Annotated in this window: 25 protein-coding genes, 1 pseudogene and 1 riboswitch; of the genes and pseudogenes, 8 read left to right on the top strand and 18 right to left on the bottom strand. The window is 72.9% G+C overall.

All coding sequences use genetic code 11. The features are described 5' to 3' along the window. The first annotated feature begins 122 nt into the window (after nucleotides 1–122). Nucleotides 123–2,828 carry a cellulose binding domain-containing protein gene (locus PSH03_RS24385; RefSeq protein WP_238690527.1) on the top strand — a complete coding sequence of 902 codons (2,706 nt, stop codon included), beginning with the start codon at nucleotides 123–125 and terminating at the stop codon, nucleotides 2,826–2,828. A 153-nt stretch (nucleotides 2,829–2,981) separates the two neighbouring features. On the opposite strand, the gene PSH03_RS24390 is transcribed toward PSH03_RS24385, so the two are convergent. After that, nucleotides 2,982–3,380 carry a hypothetical protein gene (locus PSH03_RS24390; protein ID WP_112582570.1) on the bottom strand — a complete coding sequence of 133 codons (399 nt, stop codon included), beginning with the start codon at nucleotides 3,378–3,380 and terminating at the stop codon, nucleotides 2,982–2,984. Nucleotides 3,381–3,549: 169 nt separating this feature from the next. Beyond that, nucleotides 3,550–3,693 carry a hypothetical protein gene (locus PSH03_RS24395; RefSeq protein WP_158629639.1) on the bottom strand — a complete coding sequence of 48 codons (144 nt, stop codon included), beginning with the start codon at nucleotides 3,691–3,693 and terminating at the stop codon, nucleotides 3,550–3,552. Nucleotides 3,694–4,078: 385 nt separating this feature from the next. Between PSH03_RS24395 and PSH03_RS24400 the strand changes: the two genes are divergently transcribed. Continuing rightward, nucleotides 4,079–4,441, top strand: coding sequence for an STAS domain-containing protein (locus tag PSH03_RS24400; RefSeq protein WP_030330302.1), 363 nt, complete (start codon nucleotides 4,079–4,081; stop codon nucleotides 4,439–4,441). Between the two features lie 18 nt (nucleotides 4,442–4,459). On the opposite strand, the gene surE is transcribed toward PSH03_RS24400, so the two are convergent. Beyond that, nucleotides 4,460–5,287 carry a 5'/3'-nucleotidase SurE gene (gene surE / locus PSH03_RS24405; protein ID WP_210783405.1) on the bottom strand — a complete coding sequence of 276 codons (828 nt, stop codon included), beginning with the start codon at nucleotides 5,285–5,287 and terminating at the stop codon, nucleotides 4,460–4,462. Further along, entirely contained in the window at nucleotides 5,284–6,246 is a 963-nt protein-coding gene (locus tag PSH03_RS24410; protein ID WP_238690684.1) for a PfkB family carbohydrate kinase, read from the bottom strand. Before PSH03_RS24410 ends, surE begins: the two co-directional genes overlap by 4 nt. A gap of 202 nt (nucleotides 6,247–6,448) precedes the next feature. On the opposite strand from PSH03_RS24410, the gene PSH03_RS24415 reads away from it, so the two are divergent. After that, entirely contained in the window at nucleotides 6,449–6,916 is a 468-nt protein-coding gene (locus tag PSH03_RS24415; RefSeq protein WP_238690528.1) for an SRPBCC family protein, read from the top strand. Nucleotides 6,917–7,068: 152 nt separating this feature from the next. Here PSH03_RS24415 and PSH03_RS24420 read toward each other — a convergent pair whose 3' ends face one another. The 5 genes from PSH03_RS24420 to PSH03_RS24440 all read right to left on the bottom strand — a co-directional run bounded on the left by PSH03_RS24420 (nucleotide 7,069) and on the right by PSH03_RS24440 (nucleotide 13,237). Beyond that, a complete protein-coding gene (locus PSH03_RS24420; RefSeq protein ID WP_238690529.1) occupies nucleotides 7,069–7,578 on the bottom strand; it encodes a hypothetical protein in 510 nt (169 codons plus the stop codon). Between the two features lie 142 nt (nucleotides 7,579–7,720). Beyond that, nucleotides 7,721–8,785: a coiled-coil domain-containing protein gene (locus tag PSH03_RS24425; protein WP_372494864.1), complete on the bottom strand. Its 1,065-nt coding sequence runs from the start codon at nucleotides 8,783–8,785 to the stop codon at nucleotides 7,721–7,723. A gap of 5 nt (nucleotides 8,786–8,790) precedes the next feature. Further along, nucleotides 8,791–8,922, bottom strand: a riboswitch (cyclic di-AMP (ydaO/yuaA leader). 118 nt (nucleotides 8,923–9,040) lie between these two features. Continuing rightward, a complete protein-coding gene (locus tag PSH03_RS24430; protein ID WP_238690530.1) occupies nucleotides 9,041–9,958 on the bottom strand; it encodes a cation diffusion facilitator family transporter in 918 nt (305 codons plus the stop codon). A gap of 106 nt (nucleotides 9,959–10,064) precedes the next feature. Beyond that, nucleotides 10,065–12,182 (bottom strand): HelD family protein, encoded by a 2,118-nt coding sequence (locus PSH03_RS24435; RefSeq protein ID WP_238690531.1) that lies wholly within the window; start codon nucleotides 12,180–12,182, stop codon nucleotides 10,065–10,067. Nucleotides 12,183–12,289: 107 nt separating this feature from the next. Next, nucleotides 12,290–13,237: an alpha/beta fold hydrolase gene (locus tag PSH03_RS24440; RefSeq protein ID WP_238690532.1), complete on the bottom strand. Its 948-nt coding sequence runs from the start codon at nucleotides 13,235–13,237 to the stop codon at nucleotides 12,290–12,292. Nucleotides 13,238–13,407: 170 nt separating this feature from the next. Between PSH03_RS24440 and PSH03_RS24445 the strand changes: the two genes are divergently transcribed. Next, nucleotides 13,408–14,031 carry a carbonic anhydrase gene (locus tag PSH03_RS24445; RefSeq protein ID WP_238690533.1) on the top strand — a complete coding sequence of 208 codons (624 nt, stop codon included), beginning with the start codon at nucleotides 13,408–13,410 and terminating at the stop codon, nucleotides 14,029–14,031. 88 nt (nucleotides 14,032–14,119) lie between these two features. Here PSH03_RS24445 and PSH03_RS24450 read toward each other — a convergent pair whose 3' ends face one another. After that, nucleotides 14,120–14,449 (bottom strand): hypothetical protein, encoded by a 330-nt coding sequence (locus PSH03_RS24450; protein ID WP_030330285.1) that lies wholly within the window; start codon nucleotides 14,447–14,449, stop codon nucleotides 14,120–14,122. Between the two features lie 308 nt (nucleotides 14,450–14,757). On the opposite strand from PSH03_RS24450, the gene PSH03_RS24455 reads away from it, so the two are divergent. Further along, a complete protein-coding gene (locus tag PSH03_RS24455; protein WP_210783421.1) occupies nucleotides 14,758–15,249 on the top strand; it encodes a DUF3145 domain-containing protein in 492 nt (163 codons plus the stop codon). A gap of 87 nt (nucleotides 15,250–15,336) precedes the next feature. Then, nucleotides 15,337–17,070: a glycoside hydrolase family 3 protein gene (locus tag PSH03_RS24460; protein ID WP_238690534.1), complete on the top strand. Its 1,734-nt coding sequence runs from the start codon at nucleotides 15,337–15,339 to the stop codon at nucleotides 17,068–17,070. Between the two features lie 31 nt (nucleotides 17,071–17,101). Here PSH03_RS24460 and PSH03_RS24465 read toward each other — a convergent pair whose 3' ends face one another. Next, nucleotides 17,102–17,767: a lipoprotein gene (locus tag PSH03_RS24465; RefSeq protein WP_238690535.1), complete on the bottom strand. Its 666-nt coding sequence runs from the start codon at nucleotides 17,765–17,767 to the stop codon at nucleotides 17,102–17,104. A 134-nt stretch (nucleotides 17,768–17,901) separates the two neighbouring features. Here PSH03_RS24465 and PSH03_RS24470 point away from each other — a divergent pair, with 134 nt between their 5' ends. After that, nucleotides 17,902–18,117: a hypothetical protein gene (locus PSH03_RS24470; RefSeq protein WP_238690536.1), complete on the top strand. Its 216-nt coding sequence runs from the start codon at nucleotides 17,902–17,904 to the stop codon at nucleotides 18,115–18,117. Between the two features lie 50 nt (nucleotides 18,118–18,167). On the opposite strand, the gene fabF is transcribed toward PSH03_RS24470, so the two are convergent. The 7 genes and pseudogenes from fabF to PSH03_RS32710 all read right to left on the bottom strand — a co-directional run bounded on the left by fabF (nucleotide 18,168) and on the right by PSH03_RS32710 (nucleotide 24,886). After that, nucleotides 18,168–19,394, bottom strand: coding sequence for a beta-ketoacyl-ACP synthase II (gene fabF / locus PSH03_RS24475; protein ID WP_124855678.1), 1,227 nt, complete (start codon nucleotides 19,392–19,394; stop codon nucleotides 18,168–18,170). 2 nt (nucleotides 19,395–19,396) lie between these two features. Beyond that, the gene (locus PSH03_RS24480) at nucleotides 19,397–19,636 is read right to left on the bottom strand and encodes an acyl carrier protein (protein WP_030330276.1); all 240 of its coding nucleotides are present in this window, start codon (nucleotides 19,634–19,636) and stop codon (nucleotides 19,397–19,399) included. Between the two features lie 82 nt (nucleotides 19,637–19,718). Continuing rightward, nucleotides 19,719–20,663: a beta-ketoacyl-ACP synthase III gene (locus tag PSH03_RS24485; protein ID WP_091409280.1), complete on the bottom strand. Its 945-nt coding sequence runs from the start codon at nucleotides 20,661–20,663 to the stop codon at nucleotides 19,719–19,721. Nucleotides 20,664–20,668: 5 nt separating this feature from the next. Then, nucleotides 20,669–21,586, bottom strand: a pseudogene (locus tag PSH03_RS24490) (ACP S-malonyltransferase); the annotation flags it as partial. Between the two features lie 78 nt (nucleotides 21,587–21,664). Continuing rightward, nucleotides 21,665–23,044 (bottom strand): PucR family transcriptional regulator, encoded by a 1,380-nt coding sequence (locus tag PSH03_RS24495; RefSeq protein WP_372494865.1) that lies wholly within the window; start codon nucleotides 23,042–23,044, stop codon nucleotides 21,665–21,667. Beyond that, a complete protein-coding gene (locus PSH03_RS24500; protein WP_210783431.1) occupies nucleotides 23,004–23,705 on the bottom strand; it encodes a response regulator in 702 nt (233 codons plus the stop codon). Before PSH03_RS24500 ends, PSH03_RS24495 begins: the two co-directional genes overlap by 41 nt. Continuing rightward, nucleotides 23,702–24,886: a sensor histidine kinase gene (locus PSH03_RS32710; protein WP_305076104.1), complete on the bottom strand. Its 1,185-nt coding sequence runs from the start codon at nucleotides 24,884–24,886 to the stop codon at nucleotides 23,702–23,704. Before PSH03_RS32710 ends, PSH03_RS24500 begins: the two co-directional genes overlap by 4 nt. A 315-nt stretch (nucleotides 24,887–25,201) precedes the next feature. Here PSH03_RS32710 and PSH03_RS24515 point away from each other — a divergent pair, with 315 nt between their 5' ends. Beyond that, a complete protein-coding gene (locus tag PSH03_RS24515; protein WP_210783435.1) occupies nucleotides 25,202–25,531 on the top strand; it encodes a hypothetical protein in 330 nt (109 codons plus the stop codon). Nucleotides 25,532–25,567 lie beyond the last annotated feature (36 nt).

Below are 25,567 nucleotides of genomic sequence, written 5' to 3' on the forward strand. Positions count from 1 at the left end.
CGTCGGGTGGTGGAGCCAGGGCAGCTCTGCCCGTCCCCGTCGTCGTGCCCGTCCCCCGGGCCACGGCGTCACCCAGGCGATCGACCCCGTCCCCCGGGGCTCCATCCCGAGAGGAACCGCAGATGCGGAGAAGTCTCGCCGGCACGGTCGTGTCCGTGCTGGCCGCCGCCACAGCCGTCGTGGTGGTCCCGTTCACCGCCGCCGGGTCGGCCCCCACCCCGGCCGCGGCGGAGGCGTACACCTGGCGGAACGTCCCCGTGGGCGGTGGTGGCTTCGTGCCCGGCATCGTTTTCAACCCCACCGAGAAGAACCTCATCTACGCGCGCACCGACATCGGCGGGGCGTACCGCTGGGAACAGACCAGCCAGTCCTGGACGCCGCTGCTCGACTGGGTCGGCGCCGACCGGTGGGGCTACAACGGCGTGGTCAGCATCGCCACCGACCCGGTGCAGACCAACCGGGTGTACGCCGCCGTCGGCATGTACACGAACGGCTGGGACCCGAACAACGGCGCGATCCTGCGCTCGGCCGACAAGGGCGCCACCTGGCAGGCCACCGAGCTGCCGTTCAAGAACGGCGGCAACATGCCGGGCCGGGGAATGGGGGAGCGGCTCGCCGTCGACCCCAACCGGAACAGCATCGTGTACTACGGCGCCGAGGGTGGCAACGGGCTGTGGCGCAGCACCGACCACGGCGTGACCTGGGCCCGCGTCGCCGCCTTCCCCAACGTCGGCAACTACCGGGCGGATCCCAGCGACCCGAACGGCTACAACGGCCAGAACCAGGGCCTGACCTGGGTCAGTTTCGACAAGAGCACCGGCACCGCCGGCTCCACCACACAGACGATCTACGTGGGCGTGGCGGACAAGGAGAACCCGGTCTACCGCAGCACCGACGGCGGCGTCACCTGGGCGCGCATCCCCGGTCAGCCCACCGGCTACCTGGCCCACAAGGGGGTCGTCGACCCGGTCGGTGGTCACCTCTACATCGCCACCAGCGACACCGGCGGCCCGTACGACGGCGGCAAGGGCGACGTCTGGAAGTTCACCCGGTCGACCGGGGCCTGGACGCGGATCAGCCCGGTGCCCTCCACCAGTGCCGACGCCTACTTCGGCTACAGCGGGCTGACCATCGACCGGCTTCGCCCGAACACCCTGCTGGTGGCCACCCAGGTCTCCTGGTGGCCGGACGCCATCTTCTTCCGCAGCACAGACGGCGGGGCGAGCTGGACGCGAATCTGGGAGTTCAGCAACTACCCGGAGAGGTCCCGCCGCTACACCATGGACATCAGCTCGGTGCCCTGGTTGACCTTCGGTCTCAACCCGGCACCCCCGGAGGACGCGCCCAAGCTCGGCTGGATGAACGAGTCGGTGGAGATCGACCCGCACGACTCCAACCGCATGATGTACGGCACCGGCGCCACCATCTACGGCACCACCGACCTGACCAGGTGGGACACCGGCGGTCAGTTCACCCTCCGGCCGATGGTCCGGGGGCTGGAGGAGACCGCCGTCCTCGACCTGATCAGCCCGCCCAGCGGCGCACCCCTGATCAGCGCGCTCGGCGACGTCGGCGGCTTCCGACACACCGACCTGGACGCGATTCCGTCGATGCTGTTCACCCAGCCGGTGTTCACGTCCACCACCAGCCTCGATTACGCCGAGAGCAAGCCCGCGGTGCTGGTGCGCGCCGGCAACTTCGCCGACGCCGACCGGCCCAACGACAGTCACGTCGCCTTCTCCACCGACGGCGGCGCCACCTGGTTCCAGGGCACCGAACCGTCCGGGGTCAACCTCGGCGGCACGGTGGCCGCCGCGGCCGACGGCAGCCGCTTCGTCTGGGCACCCGGTGACGCGGGCCAACGCGTGGTCCACTCGGTCGGTTTCGGCAACTCCTGGGCAGCGTCGACCGGCATCCCGGCGAACGCCACGATCGAGTCCGACCGGGTCGACCCCACCCGGTTCTACGGCTTCAGCGGCGGGCGTTTCTACCTGAGTACCGACGGCGGGGCCAGCTTCACCCCGACCGCTGCGACCGGGCTGCCCAGCACCGACGTGCGGTTCAAGGCCCTGCCGGGCCGGGCCGGCGAATTGTGGCTGGCCGGGCCGGGTGGCCTGTGGCGTTCCACCGACGCCGGCGCCAGCTTCACCAGGCTGGACGGCGTCAGCGCCTCCGGCAACGTCGGTTTCGGCAAGGCGGCACCCGGGCGGACCAACCCCGCCGTGTTCCTCTACGGCACTGTGAACGGTCAACCGGGCGTGCACCGCTCCGACGACGCCGGCGCGACCTGGGTACGCGTCAACGACGACCGCCACCAGTACGGCAATCCGACCGAGGCGCTGACCGGCGACCCGCGTGTCTACGGTCGGGTCTACCTCGGCACCAACGGTCGCGGCATCCTGGTCGCCGATCGCACCGGCGGCGACCCCCCGACCACGCCACCGCCGACGACCCCACCGCCCACCACGCCACCGCCGACGACCCCGCCGCCCACCACGCCGCCCCCGACCACGCCGCCGCCGTCCGTCGGCTGCGCGGCGACCTACCGGGTGACCGGCTCCTGGTCCGGCGGTTTCCAGGCCGAGCTGGTGGTCCGCAACACCGGAAGCGCCCCCATCGCCGGCTGGACGCTGGGTTGGACCTTCACCAACGGCCAGCGGATCGACCAGCTCTGGGGCGGCACCCACACCCAGACCGGATCGGCCGTGTCGGTCCGGGACACGGGCTGGAACGGCGCGCTCGCGGCCGGGGCCAGCACCACCGCCGGCTTCCTCGGCTCGTGGGCCGGTAGCAACACGTCCCCGGCCATCACCTGCACGAGCCGCTGAACGGGTGATCCGGGTCGGGACCCCGGATCACCACCAGACACCGGTCCGCCGGGCCGCCTGAGGGGTCCGGCACCCGGCGGACCGGGTCCACCCCGGCGCCACGGCGGGCCCCGATCGACCTGAGTCGATCGGGGCCCGCCGTGGCGCTGTCGTTCAGATGGCGGGGGAGTTGGGGCGGTCGACGTCGACGAACTCCACGTCGTCGACGGCACTGTCGTCCCGGCTGCCGGCGGCCCGCGCGGCGGAGCCGACGGCCCAGCCGACCGCCGCGCCGACGAGCGCGGCGCCGATCAGGAGCGTCCACGGCAGTGCCGGCTGACGGCCGGCGAGCGCGTCGAAGGCCAGCGAGGCGCGACGTCGCGCCTCCTCGGCGGCGGATCCCACCAGGTCACCCGCCCCGTCGGCAAGATCGCTGCTGTTTTGGCGGGCCGAGCGGGCGGTGTCCCGCACACTGTCTCCGGCATAGCTGACGGCCGAGAGCAGGTGCTCCCAGGCTTGGTCCGCGATCCGCTCCGGCTTGCTGCGGCGGTCCAGCAGGTTGGTTCCGAACATCGTGGTTACCTCCTCGGGTGCCGAAGCCGCCGGCCACTTCGGACTTCGGCGTCTTTCCAGCGCGTCACGGTGTCGCCTACCCCGCAGTGCCCCGCGTCAGCCGGACGCAAACCCCGACCTCCGCGGAGCACCGGTAGCTCGGCGCGCCGGGACTCGGCGCGCCACCGAATCAGCGCACCGCCGACACGGCGACACCGCGGGCGAAGTCATCGTCGTCATCGTCGTCATCGTCGCCCCCGCCACCGAAACCGCAGGCCAGGACGAGGGCGAGCAGAACACCGACGCCGGCCAGCCCGGCAAGTCGCTTGATCATCGAAGATCCTCTCCGTCGCGGTGGTGTCCCGGTCGATGCTAGGGCGCGTCGGCAACCGGGGCACGGGTCGCGCCGGCCGGCGGTGGGCGACACGCCGACGGCACACGGGGCAGGCGTACGTCATGGGCCGGTTGTCGGGCGCGCCGGGCCCGGACCGCTACCCTGGTTCGGCGGCGGGCCGGTCACGACCGATCGTCGATGGTCAGATAACGAAAAGTCTTGAGTAATCAGATACTGAAAAGTGCGGATATGGGTGGCTTTGTGGGCCCGGATCCGCGAATTGCTCATCCCGAGGGGTGGCGACCGAGGCCGTCGGAGGAATACTCTCGGTCGCGGCCCGCGTACTGATGAGGCGCCCGGGGGACGGGCGGGTGGAGGTGCTCGCGTGAGCCTGTCGATCGTGAAGTCGGTTCTGTCCGGTGGTGTCGTGGAGATCGCCCCGCGGGGTGAGATCGACGTCGACACAGCGTACGAGGTGCGCGAAGCGATCGCAGAGGTGCTGGCCAAAGGCCGCCCTCTGCGCATCGAACTCAACATGAGGTTGGTCACCTTCATCGACTCGGTCGGCATCAGCGCCATGGTCGCCGGCTTCCAGACGGCCGAGGTCAGTGACGTCAAGCTGGTGGTCACCGAGCCGAGTCGGTTCGTGCACCGGCAGCTCTGGGTGACCGGCCTGCTCGGCCTCTTCGGCGCCCCGGAGCCCTACTTCGCCGGCGCTGCCACCCCCGAGGTGCTGCCCGGCGCCTGAACGCGCCGGGCGTCCCCGTCAGGGCTGCTCGTCCAGGCCGGTCAGGTCGATGTCGGTCGCCTCGGTGACCGCTCGGACGGCCGTCACCGACGCGTACCCGGCGGCCAGCAACGCCACGTCGGTGCCCGGCTGTGCGGCCTGCCCCGGCTCCTCCAGCGAGGTACGGACGAACCCGTGGCCGGACTCGGCCACCGTCATCTGCACCTGACCGAAGCTGGCCAGGGTGCCGCGCCGCACCCCGCGCAGCTGCCCGTGCGGCAGGTCCGGGGTGTTCACGTTGAGCACGCTCTCCATCGGCGCGGAGGTCAGGCGGGGGAGCAGGTCCAGGGCGACCCGCGCGGCGGTGCCCCAGTGCCGCTCGGCGTCGCGTACCCGGGCTGCGGCGTCCACGGCGGCGCCACCGCTCGCGGCCGTCGCCTCGCCGGCCGAGAGCACGTCCAGGGAGACCGCCATCGCCCGGCAGCCGTTGGTGGCGGCGGTGAACGCGGCCCCCACGGTCCCGGAGTGCAGCACCGCCCGGCCGGCGTTGGCGCCCCGGTTGACGCCGGAGAGCACCACCGACGGCGGTGGGCCGAACGCCCCGTGCAGGGCGATCAGCGTGATGAAGCCCGGGGACCCGGCGACCCCGTACGCCGGCACACCCGCCAGGTCCGGCAGCGGGTGGTCGTTCACGACGACTCGCCCGTCGCGCTCCATGGCGCTCATCGCGGCGCTGGTACCGCTCGCCTCCTCCATCGGCGCGGCCACCACGACGTCCAGGCCCCGCTGCCGTGCCGCCCAGGCCAACGCCTGGATCCCCGGCGCGGCGATCCCGTCGTCATTGGTGATCAACACCCGCAGCGTCATCGCTCGACCACCCGGCCGGCCAACTCGTCCGGGGTGGTCCGCTCCTGTTGCCGGCTGTCCGCCGGCACCAGCCGGACCCGGTCCACCAGGCCGGTGATCGAGTCCAGTCGTCCGGTGCCCAGGCCGTGCCGGGTCACGTTCAGCGCGCCGGCGGCGGCCCCGGTGCGGATGGCGGTCCGAATGTCCCCGCCCTTGGCCACGACCGCCGCCACTCCGGCCGTCATCGAGTCGCCAGCGCCGCGTGGGTCGGCGGCCTCCAGCCGGGGCATCTCGACCTGGAACAGCTCCCCGTCGATGAGCGCCAACGCCGGCTGGTCGGCGCGGCTCACCACCACCGTCTCGGCGCCGCCCGCGTGCAACTCGTACATGGCCCGGGTCAGCTCCTCGGTGTCGTCACTGCGGGCGCGGCCGTCGCGGATCAACTCCTCGTGACTCACCTTGAGGAAGAACACCCCGCTCTCCAGCACCGAACCGAGGTGATCGCCGGAGAGGTCGACCACCACCCGGCCACCGTTCGCGCCGAGGTCGGCGGCGAAGCGTCGGTACAGGTCGGCCGGTACCAGCCACGGTTCGTTCGGCCCACTGAGGATGCTCACCGAGGCCCGTAGGCCCTCGCCGAGGGCGAGGTTGTACAGCTCGTCGATCTCGTGCCGGCTCAGCGGCTGCCCGGGCACGTCGGCGACCTCCTGCCGGGAGCCGTCGCGGCGATCGTGCACGTACCCGCCGCTGCCGGAGTCACGGACCACCACCTTGAGGTCCACGCCCTCGCTGACCAGCAGCGGCTCCAGCACCTGGCCGATCTCACCGCCGAGGGCGGCGCAGAGCACCACGTCGACTCCGAGGGAGATCACCATCCGGGCCTGCCAGACGCCCTGCCCGCCAGGGTGCAGGTGCAGCTCGGGGTGGTCGTTGGGCTGGTCCACGGTCACCGTCAGCTGTGGAGTGGGCGCGAATACCATCACGTGCCCGCTCATCGGTCGTCGCCGTTCATGCTGGCCGCCCTCCGGCATCTTCGGAAGATTTTGTACTAACCGACCTTAGTGGCGCAGGTGGTGGCGGGTCGTCGCATCGGCCCGGTCCGCGCGGCGCTGAGGGCCCGGGGCGTTGCCAGCCAGACATCGGTACGGGACGATCGGGCGACCAACGACGGCGGGAGACGGTGTGCTCAGCAGCGATACCTTCAGCTACACCGTCCAGGCCCGGTGCTCACCCGCCGAGGCGGCAACGTTGCTCAGCGACCTGACCCGGCAGGGCGAGCTGCATCCGCTGATCGTCCGGGTTCGCCGGGTGCCGCCCCGGCCCGGCGCCCAGGCCAGCTACACGATCAACGACCGGTTGGCGGCGGGTCCGCTGCGCTTCCGGACCACCTACCACGCGGACGTGCTGATCAACGAGGCCGACGAGATCGTCATGGTGGCCCGCCAGTGGCCGGCCACCACAGTGCGAAACCACACCCGACTGCGCGCCGAGCCGGACGGCCTGGTCCGCATCGACGTCGAGATCACCCTGACCGCGCCGACGCCGCTGTTCCGGTACGCGTTCCGCCAGGCCCAGGCCGCTCATCTCGCCCTCGCCACCCGGCTGGGCGCCGCCCTCGACCGCACCGGCACCCCCCCAAACCCGGCCTGACCAGCCCCCCGCCCCGCCCTGCCCCGCGCCGCCCCCCTGCGTCGATCTTGCAGTTTCGGTTGTCGATATCGGTGGGATGCCACATGTGTCGGGACAGTAAGTGCAAGATCGCGGGGCAGGGCGGGGCGCGACGTGCTTGGCGGGGGTTGCGTCTAGATCGTTGTTGCGGCGCGATCACGGGTTGTGCGGGCCGCTCGGGTGGCGGGACGCCGGCCCCACGGCTTGTAGGTGGACAGCACAGTCGCGATGACCATCAGGCTGGTCGACACCGCCGGCGCGATGACCAGGTCGGCGCGATCCCGGGCGGGCAGGGCGGCCCCGACCGCTCCGGCGTGACGCAGGTTCGGGGTGAGCAGGAACAGCACCAGCCCGACCATCACCGTGGTCAGCACGAGCTTGACCAGCACCCAGCGGTGGCGCAGCAGGCCCCACGGGGTGAGCAGTGAGCTGGCGACGCCGATCAGCCAGACCAGGACGCTCAGCGGCGCGAACAGCACAGTGCCGACCAGGGCCGTGACCGGATAGACCACCGCCGGGTCGGCGCCCCGCTGAACGGCGATGCCGAGGGTGAGCAGCACCAGGTCGGCGCCGAGCCAGCCGAGCGAGGTGACCAGGTGCAGGGTGAGCAGCGCCTTGCGGGTGCTGGGTCGGATCCGAGGCATACCGCGATGCTGCCCGCCGACCGCTGCCGGGTCGTCCGACGAGCGACGACATCAGGGGTACGCCCGGCGACGTAGCCCGGCCCCGGACGCACGTGATGCCTGTGAGCCACCGGGGTGACTCACAGGCATCACGACGCGTGGGTCAGTAGACCGACAGGTGTACGTGGTTGGTGTGGTCGGTCGACGGGGTGCCGTGCGCCCCGCTGTACGACTTCCACCCGCTGCTGGGCAGCCAGATCTGCCTGTACCAGATCACGTAGAGCACGGCGAGCCGGTCCGCGTTGCGGATGAAGTACGCGGCCAGGTTGTTGCCGTACGTCTTGTCGCCGCCGGTGGCGTCCCCGCCGAAGCCGCCCTTCTGCGCCGCGAAGTCGCAGGCCCGGCCCTTCGGGTGTTCACCGGAGCCGCTGGGGCGGTGGCACGAGACGTACCGGGTGAATCCTGCGGCCTTGGCCTGGTTGAGCGCGTGCAGGGTGCGTGGGGTGATGCAGCCGTTGGCCGGGGTGGGGTCGTTGACGCTGCACGACTCGGAGGGCCAGGAGCCGTCGGAGTTGCGCGGTGCGGCCTTTGCGTTGGCGCTGGAGGTGCCCCGGTTGGAGCCGCCGTCGGCGGTGGTCTGCGGTTTGGGTGTGGTGGCCACGGTCAGGGCCCGTTCGGCCTGCTCCTTGCGCTTGGCCATCACCGCGACCTGCTTGCGCTGTTCGTTGATCTCGCCGTCCAGGGCGATCCGGGTGCGGTTGGCCTTGTCCTTGCTGTTCAGCAGGTCGCGCAGCACCCGGTCTTCGTTGGCCGCCACCGCGTCCAGCGCGGCCGCCCGGTCCATGAAGCCTTCCGGAGTGTTGCTGTTGAGCAGCGCCGACATCGCACCGAGCCGGCCGGTGCGGTAGGCCACCTCGGCGATCTCGCCGACCTTGCCGTTGCGCTGGCCGATCTCGACCTCGATGGTCGTCAGCTGGGTGGCGAGCTGCTTCTGCCGTTGCACGGAGGTGTCCAGGGCGCGCTTCGCGTCCAGGTAGCCCTTGCTGGCCGCCTCGAGTTGGGCGCGCAACGCCGGGGTGCCGCCCTCCTCGTCGGAGTCGGGTGCGGCGGCCCGCAGGCCGGTCGGGGGGGAGGCCGAGGCGGTGCCGGCCGGAAGCGCGACGCCGAGGGCGAACATCGCGACGATCAGTGCCGCCAGTCGGGCGGCGGGTGGTCGTGCTGGTGCCACTGCGCATGTCCTTCCGTCAGCCGCCGACCGGGTTAGCTGACGGGTTCGGGACGGAAGATCCCTACCGCTGACGCGGATACACCCCAGGAACATGGTTCCCCGGTTCGCCCAGTTGGGCGATTAGGCGGCGACCGCCACCGGCGCCGGGAGGGCGCCGCCTGGTGGAGGCCGGGACCGAGCCTACCGGTGCGGATGGGGCCGCTGCAGCCAATGTGACGGACGGTGCGTGCGTCAGCACGGAAAATTACGGCTCCGTCACCATTCGATGGAGCCGCACGCTCCGGAAGCGGCGCCGGGCTCGATCTGCAACGTCGCGTGCTCGATGCGGAAGTCGTCGTGCAGGGCCGTACGCGCCGCGGTGAGCACCGCGCCGACCTCCGCGCCGGGTGCCATGGTCAGGTGAGCGGAGGCCACCTCCATGCCCGAGGTGAGCGTCCAGACGTGCAGGTCGTGCACCTCGACGACACCGGGGACGGCGGCGAGCCGGTCGTGCACGGCGGTCACCTGGAGGTGTTCCGGGGCGGCCTGCACCAGGATGCGGACGGCGGCGCGGGCCAGCCGCCAGGTGCGCGGAAGGATGAACACGCCGATGGCGACCGCGACCAGGGGGTCGGCCCACCACCAGTCGGTGACGGTGATGAGCAGCGCCGCGCCGATGACGCCGAGCGAGCCGAGCAGGTCACCGAGCACCTCCAGGTAGGCGCCCTGGAGGTTGATGCTCTCCCGGGCTCCGGCGCGCAGCAGCGCGAAGGCGGCGATGTTGGCGAGCAGGCCGAGCACGGCGACCGCGAGCATCGGGCCGGCGACGACCTGGTGCGGGTCGCCGAAGCGGCGGATCGCCTCGATCACCACGTAGATCGCGACGCCGGAGAGCAGGACGGCGTTGGCCAGCGCGGCGAGCACCTCGAGTCGGTAGAGCCCGAAGGTGCGCTGCGGGTCGCCGGTGGCCCGCCGGGTCGCCGTGATGGCGGCGAGCGCCATCCCGATGCCGAGCACGTCGGTGAACATGTGCCCGGCGTCGGAGAGCAGGGCGAGCGAGCCGGTGTGCAGGGCGGCCACCGCCTCGACCACCATCAGGGTGGTGAGCAACCCGAATGCCGCCCAGAGTCGACCTCGGTGCTGGTGTGCGGCATTGGCGACGGACCCATGGTGGTGGTCATGACCTGCGCCCACGAGAACCACCTTCCGCCGCTGGTCGGGACCCGGTCAAATGTATGCTCACATCGCTATGTGTGCAAGTGTACGGACAGCGCCTTGCGCCGGCGGCAGTCGGCACGCGTCAGCTGGTCGGGTCGATGGTGGTGAGCCGCTGGGTGGCCCGGGAGAGCGCCACGTACAGGGTGCGCACCCCGGCGCCCGGATCCGCCCGGATCTCGCTCGGCGCGACCAGCACCACCCCGTCGTACTCCATGCCCTTGGCCTCCAGGCTGGTCACCACCTGCAACCTCGGCGCGCCGAGCGCGCCCAGCCACCCGGCGACCTCGTCCCGGCGGGGGACCGGCGTGATCACCCCGACCGTCCCCTCCACCTCGGCCAGCAGGCCGGCGGCGGCCTCCACTGTCGCGGTCTCCAACCCCGTCGCGGGCACCACCAGCTCCACCGGCTCGACCCCGGTGGAGCGGACGGCGGTCGGCAGCGGCAGGTCCGGGTAGAGCCGACGGATCTCCGCCGCCGCCACCGCGAAGATCTCCGCCGAGTTGCGGTAGTTGGTGGTGAGCGTGAAGTCGTGTCGCTTGCGCCGGCCCAGCGCCTGGTCGCGGGCCCGGGTCAGCTCCTCCGGATCGCCGGTCCACGCGGTCTGCGCGGGGTCGCCCACCACGGTCCAGGAGGCCAGTCGGCCGCGTCGACCGATCATCCGCCACTGCATCGGCGAGACGTCCTGCGCCTCGTCCACCACCACGTGCGCGTACTCCCGGTAGTCCTCCGGACGCTCCCGGGCCGCCGCGCGGGCGGCCCGCTGCCGTTCACCGAGGGTGCTCAGCTCACGGACGCCGCCGGCGAGCTGGAACGGATCGCGTCGCGCGCGGGCCGGCTGCGCGGGCTTACCGAGCAGCGCGTCCAACTCGTCCAGCAGTGCCACGTCGGCGATCGTCAGCCCGGCCGGGTCCAGGTTCCGGTACGCGGCGTTGAGCAGCCGGATCTCCGCCGAGGAGAGGATCCCCCCGGCGTACCGGCGTAGCCGGTCCGGTTGCGCCAGCCAGCCGAGCACGTGTCGGGGGTGCAGCCGAGGCCACCACGCCTTGAGGAACTCCCGGAACTCCGAGCGCTCGGCGATCTCCGCCTCGAAGGCCGGTTGCTCCGGCAGCCGACCGCTGCTCAGCTCACGGGCCTGCGCCCAGAGCGCGGCGAACACCCCGTCGAAACCGGCCCGGCGCACCTCGTTGCGTCGTGCGCCGCGTTGCAGCGCGCGGTCCCGGATCCGGTCCAGCGCGGCCCGGTCCAGCCGCAGCAGCGTGCCCCGATAGAGCAGCCGCAGCTCACCCGGGCCGCCCGGCACCGCGTCGCGGGCCGCCCGCTCCAGCACCCGGCGCATCCGCAGCGAGCCCTTCACCGCCGCCACCTCGGGCGGGTCGGGGCGGGTGGCGGTCATCCCCGGGAAGAGGGTGCCCAGCGAGTGCAGCGTCGCGGTGTCCTCACCGAGCGACGGCAGCACGGAGCCGATGTACTCGACGAAGACCGACGACGGGCCGACCACCAGGATGCCGCCGCCGGCGTAGCGGCTGCGGTCGGAGTACAGCAGGAACGCCGCCCGGTGCAGGGCGACAGCGGTCTTGCCGGTGCCGGGGCCGCCCGCGACGATCGTCACCCCGGAACCGGGCGAGCGGATCGCCTCGTCCTGCTCCCGCTGGATGGTCGCCACGATGTCGCGCATGCCCCGGCCGGTGGCCTTGGACAGGGTGGCCAGCAACGCGCCGTCACCGACGACAGTCATCCCCTCCGGGGCGGCCGTCGGGTCCAGCAGGTCGTCCTCGATCCGGGTGACCCGCTCGGCACGGGACTGGATGGTGCGCCGCCGCACCACGTCCAGCGGCTGCGCCGGGGTGGCCTGGTAGAAGGCGGCCGCGGCCGGCGCGCGCCAGTCGACGACAAGCGTGACGGCGTTCTCGTCGCGGATCCCCAGTCGCCCGACGTGCAGCACCTGACGGTCGCGCAGGTCCAGCCGGCCGAAGACCAGCCCCTCGTGCTCGGCGTCCAGGGTGTGCCGCCGCTGCGCCGCGTGGAAGACCATCGCGTCGCGCTCGACCAGAGCGCCGTGCGTGCCCACCCGGGCCATCCGGTAGCCGTCACGCTCGGCGCGGACGGCCGACTGCCGCAGCTCGGCCAGTCTGGCGTACACCCGGTCGAGGTGTCGTTGCTCGACGGCGATCTCCTGCTCCAGGCCGGTCTGGTCGGTCAACGCACGCTCCTTCAGAGGTCGCCGGCAGGCGGCGGAAACCGCGCGGGCCAACCGAGAAGAGTACGGCCCTGGACCCGACCCGCCGCGCCCGAGGTGCGCGAACGTGCTCAGGCACCCGACCCGGCGGGGGCCGCGCCACGGTGGGACGGCGACGATTCGGCGAGCACCCGGCGTACGACGGCGGTGAGCGCGGCGTTGACCTCGTCCGGACGTTCCATCATCAGCATGTGCCCGGCGCCCGGGCAGACGGTCAGCTCGGTGGCCGGCAGAGCGGCCGCGATCGACTCGGCGCACGGCGGTGGGGTCAGTCGGTCCCGGTCGCCGACCAGGGCGGCGGCCGGCAGGTGGGCCAACGCGGCGAGGGTGTCCAGTCGGTGCTGGGTGCCGATGGAGGCGCGGAACCCACCGATCGAGCGCAGCGAGGCCCGAGCCACCGCCGACGTCACCAGGCGGATGTCGGCCGGCTCGCAGCGGTCACCGAAGAGCATCCACCGGATGCTCGGTTGCAGCGCGTTCAGCAGTGCCCGGGGCGCGCGCCACGAGCCACACCGGGCCAGCACGCCGGCGCCGGTCGTCTCGGCCAACCGGATCAACCGGGCGATCCGCGGCGAGAGCCCGTAGACGGTGTGCGTGTGCCCCTCGGCGGTGGTCGAGACGAAGACCAGGCCGGCGGTACGGGCGGCGAAGTGCGCGGGGTGGCGGTGGGCGTACTCCATGATCGTCATGCCGCCCATCGAGTGCCCGACCAGCACCACCGGGCCGGTCGGCGCGACAGCGTCGATCACCGCGGCCAGGTCGTCACCCAACTGGGCCACTGTGGCAGTGGGCAGCGCCATGCAACTGGACCGGCCGTGCCCCCGCGCGTCGTAGGCGACCACCCGCACCGCACCGCTGAACGGCGGCGCCGTGAGCGCGTCGACCTGTCGGTGCCAGGCGCGCCCGTCCAGCGTCCAGCCGTGCAGCAGGATGGCGGTGACCTGGGCATCCGTCGGACCCGTCGCCTCGACGTTGAGCCGTACGCCGTCCGGCAGACCGACCTCGAACCGCTCCGGCATCGCCACCTCCCCAGGGCCGCCCAGTACCACCAGCACCTCCGGTACCCGGCGGTAACACCGGCTACCCGCCATGACACCACGCCAATCACGCCGGGGCGAAGATTCCCGACCTCGCCCGTGCCGGACGGCGGCGGGCCAAGCTGAACGGCATGGGGTCGTCGGGAGCGCCCATGGGTGCGACGTCGGGGCAGGGGCGGCAGGCCGGCGGTACGCCCCGCGCCGCGCTGGCCGACCTGCTCGCCGGCAATCGGCGGTTCGTCAGCGGCCAGCCGGTGCACGGACACGACGTCACGGCCGCCGCCGCGGCCTCCGGCGACCAGCAGCCGTACGCAGTGGTGCTGGGCTGTATCGACTCCCGGGTGCCGCTGGAGGCGATCTTCGATCAGACCTTCGGCGCGATCTGCGTGATCCGTACCGGGGGGCACGTCCTCGATCGCGCGGTCTGCGGCTCGATCGAGTACGTGGTCGGCCAGCTCGGCGTACCGCTGGTGATGGTCCTCGGCCACGAGCGGTGCGGCGCGGTGCAGGCCACTGTGGAGGCGCTGCGCACCGGGCAACGTCCCGGTGGGTCGCTGGCGCACCTGGTGGACGAGATCGCCCCGGCGGTGACCGAGGCGGGGCTCGACGATCCGGCGGTGCAGCCGCTGGCGATCCGCCGGCACGTCCGGCGCACGGTGCGCACCCTGCGCGAGGACGTCCTGCTGGCCGGGTCGGTGGCCGCCGGCCGGGTGGCAGTGGTCGGCGGCCTCTACGACCTGGCCACCGGCGAGGTCGCCCTGCTCGATCCAGGCTGACCCGGCCCGCCGCGCAGCCCTCCGGACGTGCGAAACCGCCCGGCGGGACTTCCCGGCGGGCGGTTTCGTTGGTGCGGTGGGGGAGGGCTCAGCCCTCGAAGACGCCGGCCGCGACCAGGCGCTTCTCGGTGGCCTCCCAGCCGTCACCCGGGTGGGTGGCAGCCAGGTTGTTGATCTCCGCCCGGATCTTGGCGGCGTGGCCGGCGGCGGCCAGCACGCGGATCTCCTCGACGAAGGCGTCGGAGTCCGTGCGCAGGTGCGCGGTCTTGCCGTTGGTCAGGTTCCGCACGTAGGCGTGCTTGCCGCCGTTGAGCGGGATGAGGTACTTGAACTCGCCCAGCACGCTGAGGGCGCCACCCTGGCCAGCCTGGCCGGCCCGGACGGACGCGCGCGCGGTCTTAGAGGTGTTGCTCGCCACGGAGGTACTCCTTGCAAGACGTACGGGAGGACTGGACGTCCGGGGGCTGTGTGCGGGTCGTACGTGACTCGACCCGCGAAGGTGTAACGCGGCATAAGCCGCCGGTGGAACTGTACAGGACCACGACATCATGCTGGTCGTCGCGGTGTCCTGAGAGGCAACGGCGACCACCCGTCCGGCTATTCCACCCGGCGATTTTTCCGATTCCCTGGCGCACCACGCGTCACAGGAGTCATCATGTGTTGCAGCAGCCACCTGGGTGGACGAGGTCGTAGGGGAAGACGCACCTCGCTCTCCGGGAGGTCACCGTGCCAACGCGTGGCGTCGTATACGTCCATTCGACCCCGCTCGCCGTGTGCTCACACGTCGAGTGGGCGATCGCGCGCGTCCTAGCCGCGCCGGTCAACCTGCAGTGGACGGGTCAGCCCGTCGACCCCGGCGCACGCCGGGCCGAGTGCGGGTGGACCGGTCGTCCGGGGACGGGCGCCGAGCTGGCTGCTGCCCTACGGCAGTGGCCCATGATCCGTTTCGAGGTCACCGAGGAGCCGAGTCCCGGTGCCGACGGTGAGCGCTTCATGTACGTGCCGGCCCGTGGCCTGTTCCGGGCAACGGTCGGCGTGGCCGGCGACATCCAGCTCGGCGAGGACCGCCTTCGGGCGCTGATGGCGGCCTCCCGGGCCCCCGAGGCGCTGGCGCACGCCCTCGACAAGGCGCTCGGCACGGCGTGGGACGCTGACCTGGAGCCCTACCGGTACGCCGGCGACGGCGCCCCGGTGACCTTGCTCACTCGGGTTGGCTGACCCGGTCGGCCGGCCGCTGGCCGTGGGCCGTCACACCGGTGACGACCGGTAAGGTCAAGTTGCCCCGATAAGGGAGAAGCTGGTGGGATGGGCGGCGTGTCGAATCGCCCGTGGCGCGCCAGTGTCGCTGTCGCCGCCCTGACCGCCCTGCTCGTCTCCGGCTGCTCAGGTGACCCGGAGCGTCCCACCCCGACGCCCAGCCCGGTCGGCACGTCCGCGGGCCCGAGCGTCCCGGCCGCGCCGCCGGCCAGCGACCCCGCCGGCCGCGCCGCCGCGCTGGTGGCGACGCTGTCCGACGAAGACCTGGTCGGCCAGGTGCTGATGCCGTACGCGTACGGCGACTCGGCGACAAAGGTCTCCGCCGGCTCGGCGGCCGGTAACCAGGCCCTCGCCGGGGTGGACACCCCCGCCGACATGATCGCCAAGTACCGACTGGGTGGCCTGATCCTGGTCGGCTTCAGCGCCGACGACCCGACCAAGGGCAACCAGGAGACCACGAACGTCGACAACCCCAAGCAGGTGCACGAGCTCACGGCCGGGCTGCGAACCGCCGCCGGTCGGCTCGCCGCCGGTTCGGCGCCGCTGCTCATCGGCACCGACCAGGAGTACGGCGTCGTCACCCGCGTGACCGACGGGGTCACAGTGCTGCCCAGCGCCCTCGCGGCCGGCGCGGCAGGTGACCCGAAGCTCACCGAGGCCGCCTGGCGGGCCGCCGGCGCCGAGTTGGCCGCGATGGGCATCAACATCGACTTCGCCCCGGTGGCCGACGTGCTGGCCACCCGCAGCACCGTGATCGGCTCCCGGTCGTACGGCGCCGACCCGAAGCAGGCCGCCGCGCAGGTGGGCGGCGCGGTCCGCGGCCTGCAGGCGGTCGGGGTCGCGGCCACCCTGAAGCACTTCCCCGGGCACGGCCACAGCGCCGACGACTCGCACCAGGACCTTCCGGTGCTCACCCAGTCCGCCGCGGCGTTGCAGAGCGGGGCGTGGCCGCCGTTCACCGCCGGGATGGACGCGGGCGCGATGGCCGTGATGTCCGGTCACCTGGACGCGCGCGCGATCGACCCGGGGACCCCGGCGACGTTCTCGCACAAGCTGCTCACCGACGTCCTGCGCGGCCAACTCGGCTTCCAGGGCGTGGTGATCACCGATGGGATGAACATGCCGCCCGCGATGCGCTGGGCTCCCGGCGAGGCGGCGGTCCGGGCGCTCAACGCCGGTAACGACCTCATCCTGATGACCCCGAACGTCGGTCAGGCGTACGACGGGCTGCTCGCCGCGCTGCGCGGCGGATCGCTGACCCGCACCCGGCTGGTCGAGGCGGTCACGCGGGTGCTGACCATGAAGTTCAAGCTCGCGGAGCTGCCGGCGGCGCAGATGTCCACGCTCAACGCCCCGGAGCACCGGGCGGCGGCCGACGCGCTGGCCGCCGCCGCCGTCACGGTGCTGAAGGGTGCCTGCGGCGGAGCGGTACGCGGGCCGGTCACCGTCACCTCGTCCGGCGGTCGGGACGGCACCCGGGCCACCCTCACCGCCGCGCTGACCGCCGCCGGGGTGCAGGTCAAGCCCAGCGGCGGCACGATCGTGCACCTGGTGGGCTACGGCGACGGCGCCAAGGACCTGAGCCCCGACGCGGCGGTCACGGTCGCCATGGACACCCCGTACGTGCTGGCCGACGCGAAGTCACCGACGCTGCTGGCGACGTACTCCTCCAGCCGGGCGTCGATGACCGCCCTGGCCGCCGTGCTCGCCGGCAAGGCCCGGCCGGGCGGCCGATCCCCGGTGGCCGTTCCCGGACTGCCCGCGACGACCTGTCGCACCTGACCGACCGGGAGCGGACGGCGCAGCGCCCACCTCACTCGCCCTTCGCGAGCCCTCGCACCGCGAGCCGGTACGCCGGCAGCACGTCGGTCCGTTCGGTGATCAGCCCCTCGTTGACCGCGAAGACCAGCGTCTGCCCCGCCGACTGGACGGCCAGCGCCCAGTTCCGCGACTCCTCCTCGGCCAGCGGGTTGGTGGCGAGCCAGGTCATCTCGGTGGCGTCGAAGCCGCCGGCGCGGAGGTCGCGGAACTGTTGACCGGCGACCGTCTCGCCGGCCCCGGCGGCGAAACTCTCCAGCGCGGCGCGCGGCGTGACAGTCGGCGAGTCCGCCGCCCAGATCCGCAGGAATCCGCCGCCGGCCGAGCGGCCGTCCACCTCGCAACGCACCGTGCTGCCGCCGCGCTTGGTGAGCGCCTCGCCGACCAGCTCGGCCAGCTCACCCTTGGCAGGCTCGACCGCCTTCGCCGTCCACCCGTCGGCCAGCGGAAACGTCACCGGTACCGGGCAGGGGGAACCGGTGCCGCCGGTGGTGCCGCCGGTCGACGCCGGGGTCGTCTCGTCGTACCAGGGCTCGCCCGTGGCCTGTGGGGCCGGGCCGCCGGCCGCGGACCCGGCGGGATCGGCGGCGTCGTCGCCGCAGCCGGCCAGCAGGCCGAGGGTGAGCGCCGCCGACACGGCGACGCGGGTACGAATGTCCATCGTGGTGATCCCCGTCAGTCGATCTTCAGTTGGCCCATCTAAGCCGTGCGGTCCCTCGACGTCAATCGGGATCGTGCGCCCGCGCCACGGAAACCCGGTCGCCTCCGCGCCGGTCGGTCTGACAGCCTCACCCCATGGGAGCGGCAGCAGGATTCCGGCACGTGCAACGGGCGGACGGCACTGTGGTGATCACCCACGGCCGGGTCGCCGGCACGCTGCGCGGCGCTCGAGCCGCGGAGTTCCTGGCCGAGGTCGACGACGACCCGCAGTTGGTGATGGCCCGCTGGACCGGCAACTACCGCCACGGCAACGAGCGCACCGCCAAACAGCACGCCCGCAACCGAGGCTGAACGACGAAAGGGCCCCTCCTCGTCGAGAGAAGGGGCCCTTTCGCAGGATCTCAGGGGCGGGCGAAGACGAGAGCCACGTTGTGGCCGCCGAAGCCGAACGCGTTGTTCAACGCGGCCGGGATCTCCATGTGGCGGGCCTTGTGCGCGGCGACATCCAGGGTGAGGCCCGGCTCAGGGTCGTCGAGGTTGATCGTCGGAGGGACGACACTGTCGCGGATCGCCAGGATGGTGGCGATCGACTCCAGCGCACCGGCCGCACCGAGCAGGTGACCGGTCATCGACTTCGTCGCGGACAGCACCGGGTGGTCGCCGAGCGCCTTGTGCAGCCCACCGATCTCCAGCATGTCCCCGACCGGGGTCGAGGTGGCGTGCGCGTTGACGTGCACGATGTCCCGCTTGGCCACGTCCGCGTCGGCGATCGCCTTGGCGATGGCCCGGATCGCGCCCTCGCCCTCGGCGTGCGGCTGCACGATGTCGTACGCGTCGGAGGTGATGCCGGCACCGGCGAGGCGCGCGTACACCCGGGCGCCCCGGGCCGCGGCGTGCTCGGCCCGCTCCAGCACCACGATGCCGGCGCCCTCGCCGAGGACGAAGCCGTCCCGGCCCCGGTCCCACGGGCGGGAGGCCCGCTCCGGGTCGTCGTTGCGGGTGGACATGGCCCGCATCGAGCTGAAGCCGGCGATCGGCAGCGGGTGGATGACCGCCTCGGTGCCGCCGGCCACCACCACGTCGGCCCGGCCGGAGCGGATGATGTCCAGGCCGAGGGCGATCGCCTCGGCGCCGGTGGCGCAGGCGCTGGCCACCGAGTGCACGCCGGCCTTGGCGCCCAGCTCCAGCCCGACCCAGGCGGCCGGACCGTTCGGCATCAGCATCGGGATGGTGTGCGGGGAGACCCGCCGTGGCCCGGACGCCTCCAGGATGTCGTCCTGGGCGAGCAGCGTGGTGGCACCGCCGATGCCGGAGCCGACGCTGACGGCCAACCGCTCCCCGTCGAGGTCGGAGCCGGCGAGGCCGGCGTCCGCCCAGGCCTGCTGCGCCGCGATGATCGCGATCGCCTCGGAACGGTCCAGGCGGCGCAGGCGGACCCGGTCCAGCACCTCGGACGGCTCCACGGCCAACTGGGCGGCGATTCGGACCGGCAGTTGCTCGGCCCACTCCTGGGTGAGGGCACTCACCCCGGAGCGGCCGGCGAGCATTGCGTCCCAGGTCGACGCGACGTCCCCGCCAAGCGGGGTCGTCGCGCCGAGCCCGGTGACGACGACGTCTGGACGACTCATGATCAGGACTGCGCCGCGATGTAGCTGACAGCGTCACCGACGGTCTTGAGGTTCTGCACCTCGTTGTCCGGGATCTTGACGCCGAACTTCTCCTCGGCCGCGACCACTACCTCAACCATGGAGAGCGAGTCGACGTCGAGGTCGTCGGTGAAGGACTTCCCCTCGGCCACGTCGTCCGGGTTCACCCCGGCAACCTCTTCGAGGATCTCGGCGAGGCCGGTGGTGATCTCGTCACGGGTCATTGCGGTTGGTTCCTTTCATCGGGGTTCTCCGGCGGCCGGCGTCGCCGACCGCCACTCCTGGACGCGTACGCGCCCGAGGGGGTCAGGGGCAGCGGACGACCTGACCGGCGTAGGTCAGGCCACCGCCGAAGCCGAACAGCAGCACCGGTGCGCCCGAGGGCACCTCCCGGCGCTCTACCAGCTTTGACAGGGCCAGCGGCACGCTCGCCGCGGAGGTGTTGCCGGACTCGACGATGTCCTTCGCGATGATCGCGTCGGGGATGTTGAGCCGCTTGGCGATGCCGTCGATGATCCGCGCGTTGGCCTGGTGCGGCACGAACGCGGCCAGCTCCGACGGGTCGACCCCGGCCCGCTCGCAGGCCTGCAGCGCGAGCGGCGCGATAGCGGTGGTGGCCCAGCGGAACACCGCCTGCCCCTCCTGCTGGATGTACGGGCGCCAACCCTCGATGCGGACCGCGTCGCTCTTGTCCGGCACCGAACCCCAGACGACCGGGCCGATCCCGGTCGGCTCGTCGTCGGCGGTGGCGGAGACCACCGCGGCGCCGGCTCCGTCCGCGAAGATGATGCAGGTGGAGCGGTCGGTCCAGTCGGTGAAGTCGGACAGCTTCTCCGCGCCGATGACGATCGCGTTGCGCGACGCCCCGGCCCGGATGGCGTGGTCGACGGTGCCCAGCGCGTACGCGAAGCCCGAGCAGGCGGTGTTGAGGTCGAACGCGCCAGGGGCGGTGATGCCCAGCTTGGCGGCGACCCGGCAGGCCACGTTGGGGCTGCGGTCGATGGAGGAGCAGGTGGCGACCACGACCAGGTCGATGTCGGCGGCGGTCAGGCCCGAGTTGGCCAGCGCCTTGCCGGCGGCCGCGGCGGCCATGTCGGCGACCGTCTCACTGTCGGCGATCCGCCGGCTGACGATGCCGACCCGGTCGCGAATCCACTCGTCGTTGGTGTCGACGAGCTGGGCGATGTCGTCGTTGGTCACCACCCGGGAGGGCTGGTAGTGCCCCATCGAGACGATGCGACTGCCAGTCATGAACGACCTCCGATACGGGCGATCAGGTCCCGTGCGGCCGGCAGGTCGTCCGGGGTGTTGAGGGTGACGATCTCCGGGGCGCCGTCGCCCTTGAGTTCCCGCTTGACCAGGCCGGCGAGGGTGCCGGCCGGGGGCAGTTCGATCACGCCGGTGACCCCGAGGTCGGCCAGCGTACGCATGCACAGGTCCCACCGCACCGGTGCGGTGACCTGACGAACGAGGCGCTGCACCATGGCCGCGCCGTTGTCGACCGCGGTGCCGTCGAGGTTCGACAGCAGAGTCCGGGCCGGGTCGGCGGGGGTGATCCCGGCGGCCTCCGCGGCGAGCGCGGTCTCGGCCGGAGCCATGTACGGGGTGTGGAACGCGCCGGCCACCTGGAGTCGGATGATCCGGGTCCGTGCCGGCGGCGCGGCGGCGAGTTTGTCGAGCCCGTCCAGGGCGCCTGCGGCGACGATCTGCCCAGCGCCGTTGCGGTTGGCCGGGTAGAGCCCGTTCGCCTCGATCGCGGCGATCACCTCGTCGGGGTCGCCACCGAGCACCGCGGCCATTCCGGTCGGCTCCAACGCGCACGCGGCGGCCATCTCCCGGCCGCGAACCCCGGCCAGGGTGATCGCGGCGTCGGCCGACAGCACACCGGCCAGGGCGGCGGCACCCAACTCGCCGACGCTGTGGCCGGCGGTGAGCGCGACGCCGTCCAGGGGCAGGTGCTCGGCCGCGAGCAACGCCGCGGCGACCAGCAACGGCTGGGTGCGGGCGGTGTCCTTGATCTCGTCGGCGTCGGCCTTGGTGCCCAGGTGCAGCAGGTCGACCCCGGCCAACGCCGACCAGTCGCGCAGTCGCGCCTCGGTGCCGGTCAGGTCGAGCCAGGGGGTCAGGAAGCCGGGTTTCTGAGAACCCTGGCCGGGACTAAGTACGGCGAGCACGTCTATGACTCTCCCGGATAAAGGCGGGTAACGCGGTGCCGCCTTCGACCAAACCACACTAGGACCTTTAGAGGTTTCCTACAAAGATCGGCGGGGATCATCCTCGGTTTGGGCGGATTTCCGGGTAGCCGGGGTCATTGTCTGAGTCGGGACCGGCGAGGCCAGCGGGGCGACCGGATCCAACCGACCCACGGTCAGCGCGACCTGAAGGGCGAACGCGTCGCGCGGCGACAGCGGCGAGAACCCGGTCACCTCGGCGATCCGGCGCAACCGGTAGCGCACCGTGTTCGGGTGCACGAACAGTGCCCGCGCCGCGCTCTCCAGCGTCCCACCTGCGGCCAGGAAGGCGTCCAGCGTCGCCAGCAGTTCCCCACCGGCGCGCACCAGCGTCGCGTACACATCGTGACGCAGCCGCCGACGGGCCTCGGCGTCGCCGGCGAGGGCCCGCTCCGGCAGCAGGTCCGCGGCCGGCACCGGCCGGGGCGCGCTCGGCCAGGCTGGTGCGGCCCGAAAGCCGGACAGCGCGGCCCGTGCCGACTCGGTCGCCTCGTCGAGACTCGGTACGGCGGGACCGACCACCACCGGGCCGTCCCCGAACGCGCTCAGCAGCTTCGCGGTGGCGGTCAGCGGGTCAGGTGCGCCGCCCAGCACGATCACCAACCGGTCGCCGTGGACGCCGCCGATCACCTCCACGCCGATCCGGCGGGCCTGCCGGTAGACCACGTGCAGCACCGCGGAGACCTCGCCGCCGGGCGACCGACCGACAGCCACCGCCACCGGCGGCGCGTCCGCCCAGCCGAGCGCGGCGGCCCGACTGGCCAGGACGTCCGGCGAGTCACCGCGCAGCAGCGCGTCGACAAGCAGCGCCTGCAACCGGGCGTCCCAGGCGCCGCGCGACTCGGCGGCCCGCGCGTACACCCGGGCGGCGGAGAACGCGATCTCCCGGGAGAAGCGCAGCACCGCCTCGCGTAGCTGCTGCTCCTCACCCTCGGCGGCCAGGTGCGACACCTGCTCCTCGACCACGTCGATCGTCACCTTGATCAACGCCACGGTCTGCTGGAGGGTGATCGACCGGGCCAGCGCCTGCGGGGCGGCGGCGAAGACCTCGTCCGAGACCTCCTGGGTGCTGTCCGCAGTGCCACCGCCGTCGCGCAGCCACTGCACCAGCGACCTCGCGCCCGCCTGGGCCACCAGCATCACCCAGGAACGCTGGTCGGCCGGCAGCGCCCGGAACCAGGGCAGCGTCTCGTCCATCCGGGCCACGCTGGAGGTGGCCAACGCCCCCGCCGATCGTTCGATCCGGCGCAGCGTGGCCGACAGCTCCCCACCGCCCGGCGTGCTCACCGCCCTAGCCTGACACGTCGTGAGCAGGCCAACCACGCCGGCACCGGTCCGCCGACCACCGTCGGTGTCCGTCTCACGGCTGTGGGGGAGCGGGCAGGCCCACCTCCTGGGCAAGGATCGCTGCCTGCACCCGGCTGCGCAGGTCCAGCTTCGCCAGGATCCGGCTCACATGGGTCTTTGTGGTGCTCTCCGCCAGCACCAGTCGATCGGCGATCTGCTGGTTGGACAGGCCCAACCCGAGGCAGGCCAACACGTCACGCTCACGTGGGGTGAGGGTGCCCAGCGCCGCCCGCGCGTCCGCCGACGCGCCCGGCGCGGTGGCCGCGAAGGCGGTGATCAACCGGCGGGTCACAGTGGGCGCGATGAAGCCGTCGCCCCGCGCCACCGTCCGTACCGCGCTCACCAGGCCCTCGGCGTCGGTGTCCTTGAGCAGGAACCCGGCCGCGCCGGCCCGTAACGCCCCGAAGACGTACTCGTCCAGGTCGAAGGTGGTGAGCACCAACACGTCGGCGAGCCCGTCGCCGACGATCGCCCGGGTCGCGGAGATCCCGTCCCGACGCGGCATCCGCACATCCAGCACCGCCACGTCGGGGCGCAACTCCCGGCACAGGCGCACCGCGGCGTCGCCGTCGGCCGCCTCGCCGACCACCTCGACGCCCGGTGAGCTGTTCAGGATCAGGACCAGTCCGGCCCGTACCGCCGGCTGGTCGTCGGCGAGCACCACCCGTACCGTCGCCGGGCCCGCGTCGTCCGGTGGCCTTGCCGGCCCGGTCACCCGCCCTCCCCGGTGGGCAGGGCCGCCCGCACCTGCCAACGGCCGTCGTGCGGCCCGGCGGTGAACCGGCCGGCCAGCAGCGTGGCCCGCTCCCGCATGCCGATCAGCCCGGCCCCGGCGCCCGGCAGCCCGGCCCCGCCCCGGCGCACCGGGTTCTCCACAGTCAGCACCACCTCGGCCGGCCGGTACGCGATCGTCAGCTCCGCCTCACCCGTGCCGTGCTTGAGCGCGTTCGTCAGCGACTCCTGCACGATGCGGTACGCGGCGAGGTCCACCCCCACCGGCAACGCGCCCGGCGTGCCATCGGTCCGGACCCGCACCGCGAGGCCGGCCGCCCGGACCCGGTCGACCAGTCCGTCCGCCTCGGCCAGCCGCGCGGTGACCACCTCCGGCGTGGCCGGGTCTGCGCTGGTCCCGGGCTCGCGCAGCACCTCGATCATCTGGCGCATCTCGGCGAGGCCCTGCACACTGCTCTCCCGGATCACCCGCAGCGCCGACTCCACCTGACCGCGATCCAACCCGGGCACGGAGAGCACGGCGGTGGCGTGGATGGCCACCGCGCTGAGGTGGTTCGCGACCACGTCGTGCAACTCCCGGGCCATCCTGGCCCGTTCGGCGCTGACCGCCTGCCGACGGTCCAACTCGACCAGCCGGGCGGTCTGCTCGGCCCGCGCCCGCTCGGCGGCGGCCTGGTCGCGGTACTGCCGCACACTGATGCCGGTCAGGACCGGCAGCACCCCGGCGAGCACCACCAGGACCCCGAGCGCCGCCCCGCGCCACTGGCCGTACCCGAGCACGCCGACGACCACCCCGACCAGGCTCAGCGCCACGGTGATCCGCAGCAACCACCGCCACAGCCGGGGCGGGCCGTACACGCAGGCGTCGTAGAGCACCTGCGTGTAGACCAGGACCGTGCCCAGCGAACTGCCCAGCGCCGTGTCGACCACCAGCGCGCCCGTCCCCACGGCCAGGCTGGCGCGTGGTGCGACCCGCCGTAGGCCGACGGCGACGCAGACCGCCACCAGCGGCGGCAGGAACAACGCCGACGGCACGTTCCCGTCCGGACGGACCTGCGGTTGCCAACCCAGGCCGTGCAGCACCAGGCCACCGGCCAGTGACGCGCCGGCCAGCACGAGGTCGCGGCCGAGGGTGCCGGAGTCGAGCCACGGTGGCGCACGCATGCCCCGATCCCACCACAGCCGTCGCCCGCCGAACTCCCACCGGGGGAGGACCTCGACCGCGCCGCCATGCGCCGAAAGGGGTACGCGGACCCTTACCGACCGCCGGTGTGTGCCCTCGGCCGGGACGCCCCGGGTGAACGGCACCAGAAGAAGCTGTGAACTGCGTAACCGGCCCCCGCGCTCAGCGGCGTCTTCGAGGACCGGCCGGTCCGGACCCCGGGTACGCTGCGCGCGGCCCGTCGGTCCCGGCCAGTACGGTGACAGGGCACCTCGGGGAGAGCACCCGAGGGTGAGGCGAGCGTGAGGAGACCGGGGATGGCGCACGGGGAGGCCGAGCACGGCTGCGCCCAGGGCGAGCCCTGCCGGCCGGGGCACCACGACCCGCAGGCGGCTGGCAAGCACCGCCGGCCGGTCGGCGGCGCACCATCGCACCCGGTGGAGCCGCTGCACGGGCGCGTCGACGACGAGCCCCTGCTGCCGCGTCAGCGCTCCGCCGAGCCCGCCGGTCTCGCCGAGCCCGACTCGGACGTTCCCGCTGGTTGCCTCAGCGAACTTCCCGGCTGGGCCGGGGCACATCGGCACGGCGCGGTCCGACCGCGGCCGCGGGCCACCCGCCGGGAGCGCCCACCGCGCCGCTGGTGCTGAACACCGGCGACGCACCCGCTGACCAGCGAGTGCGGC

The sequence above is a fragment of the Micromonospora salmantinae genome (assembly GCF_022230905.1).
Classification (GTDB): Bacteria; Actinomycetota; Actinomycetes; order Mycobacteriales; family Micromonosporaceae; genus Micromonospora; species Micromonospora salmantinae.

Bases quoted from the DNA above. Each gene is read 5' to 3' on its own strand.
- PSH03_RS24385 (WP_238690527.1), top strand. From the start codon at position 123: ATGCGGAGAAGTCTCGCCGGCACGGTCGTGTCCGTGCTGGCCGCCGCC.
- PSH03_RS24390 (WP_112582570.1), bottom strand. From the start codon at position 3,380: ATGTTCGGAACCAACCTGCTGGACCGCCGCAGCAAGCCGGAGCGGATC.
- PSH03_RS24395 (WP_158629639.1), bottom strand. From the start codon at position 3,693: ATGATCAAGCGACTTGCCGGGCTGGCCGGCGTCGGTGTTCTGCTCGCC.
- surE (WP_210783405.1), bottom strand. From the start codon at position 5,287: ATGACGCTGCGGGTGTTGATCACCAATGACGACGGGATCGCCGCGCCG.
- PSH03_RS24410 (WP_238690684.1), bottom strand. From the start codon at position 6,246: ATGGTATTCGCGCCCACTCCACAGCTGACGGTGACCGTGGACCAGCCC.
- PSH03_RS24420 (WP_238690529.1), bottom strand. From the start codon at position 7,578: ATGCCTCGGATCCGACCCAGCACCCGCAAGGCGCTGCTCACCCTGCAC.
- PSH03_RS24440 (WP_238690532.1), bottom strand. From the start codon at position 13,237: ATGCCGGAGCGGTTCGAGGTCGGTCTGCCGGACGGCGTACGGCTCAAC.
- PSH03_RS24445 (WP_238690533.1), top strand. From the start codon at position 13,408: ATGGGTGCGACGTCGGGGCAGGGGCGGCAGGCCGGCGGTACGCCCCGC.
- PSH03_RS24460 (WP_238690534.1), top strand. From the start codon at position 15,337: ATGGGCGGCGTGTCGAATCGCCCGTGGCGCGCCAGTGTCGCTGTCGCC.
- PSH03_RS24465 (WP_238690535.1), bottom strand. From the start codon at position 17,767: ATGGACATTCGTACCCGCGTCGCCGTGTCGGCGGCGCTCACCCTCGGC.
- PSH03_RS24470 (WP_238690536.1), top strand. From the start codon at position 17,902: ATGGGAGCGGCAGCAGGATTCCGGCACGTGCAACGGGCGGACGGCACT.
- fabF (WP_124855678.1), bottom strand. From the start codon at position 19,394: ATGAGTCGTCCAGACGTCGTCGTCACCGGGCTCGGCGCGACGACCCCG.
- PSH03_RS24480 (WP_030330276.1), bottom strand. From the start codon at position 19,636: ATGACCCGTGACGAGATCACCACCGGCCTCGCCGAGATCCTCGAAGAG.
- PSH03_RS24485 (WP_091409280.1), bottom strand. From the start codon at position 20,663: ATGACTGGCAGTCGCATCGTCTCGATGGGGCACTACCAGCCCTCCCGG.
- PSH03_RS32710 (WP_305076104.1), bottom strand. From the start codon at position 24,886: ATGCGTGCGCCACCGTGGCTCGACTCCGGCACCCTCGGCCGCGACCTC.
- PSH03_RS24515 (WP_210783435.1), top strand. From the start codon at position 25,202: ATGGCGCACGGGGAGGCCGAGCACGGCTGCGCCCAGGGCGAGCCCTGC.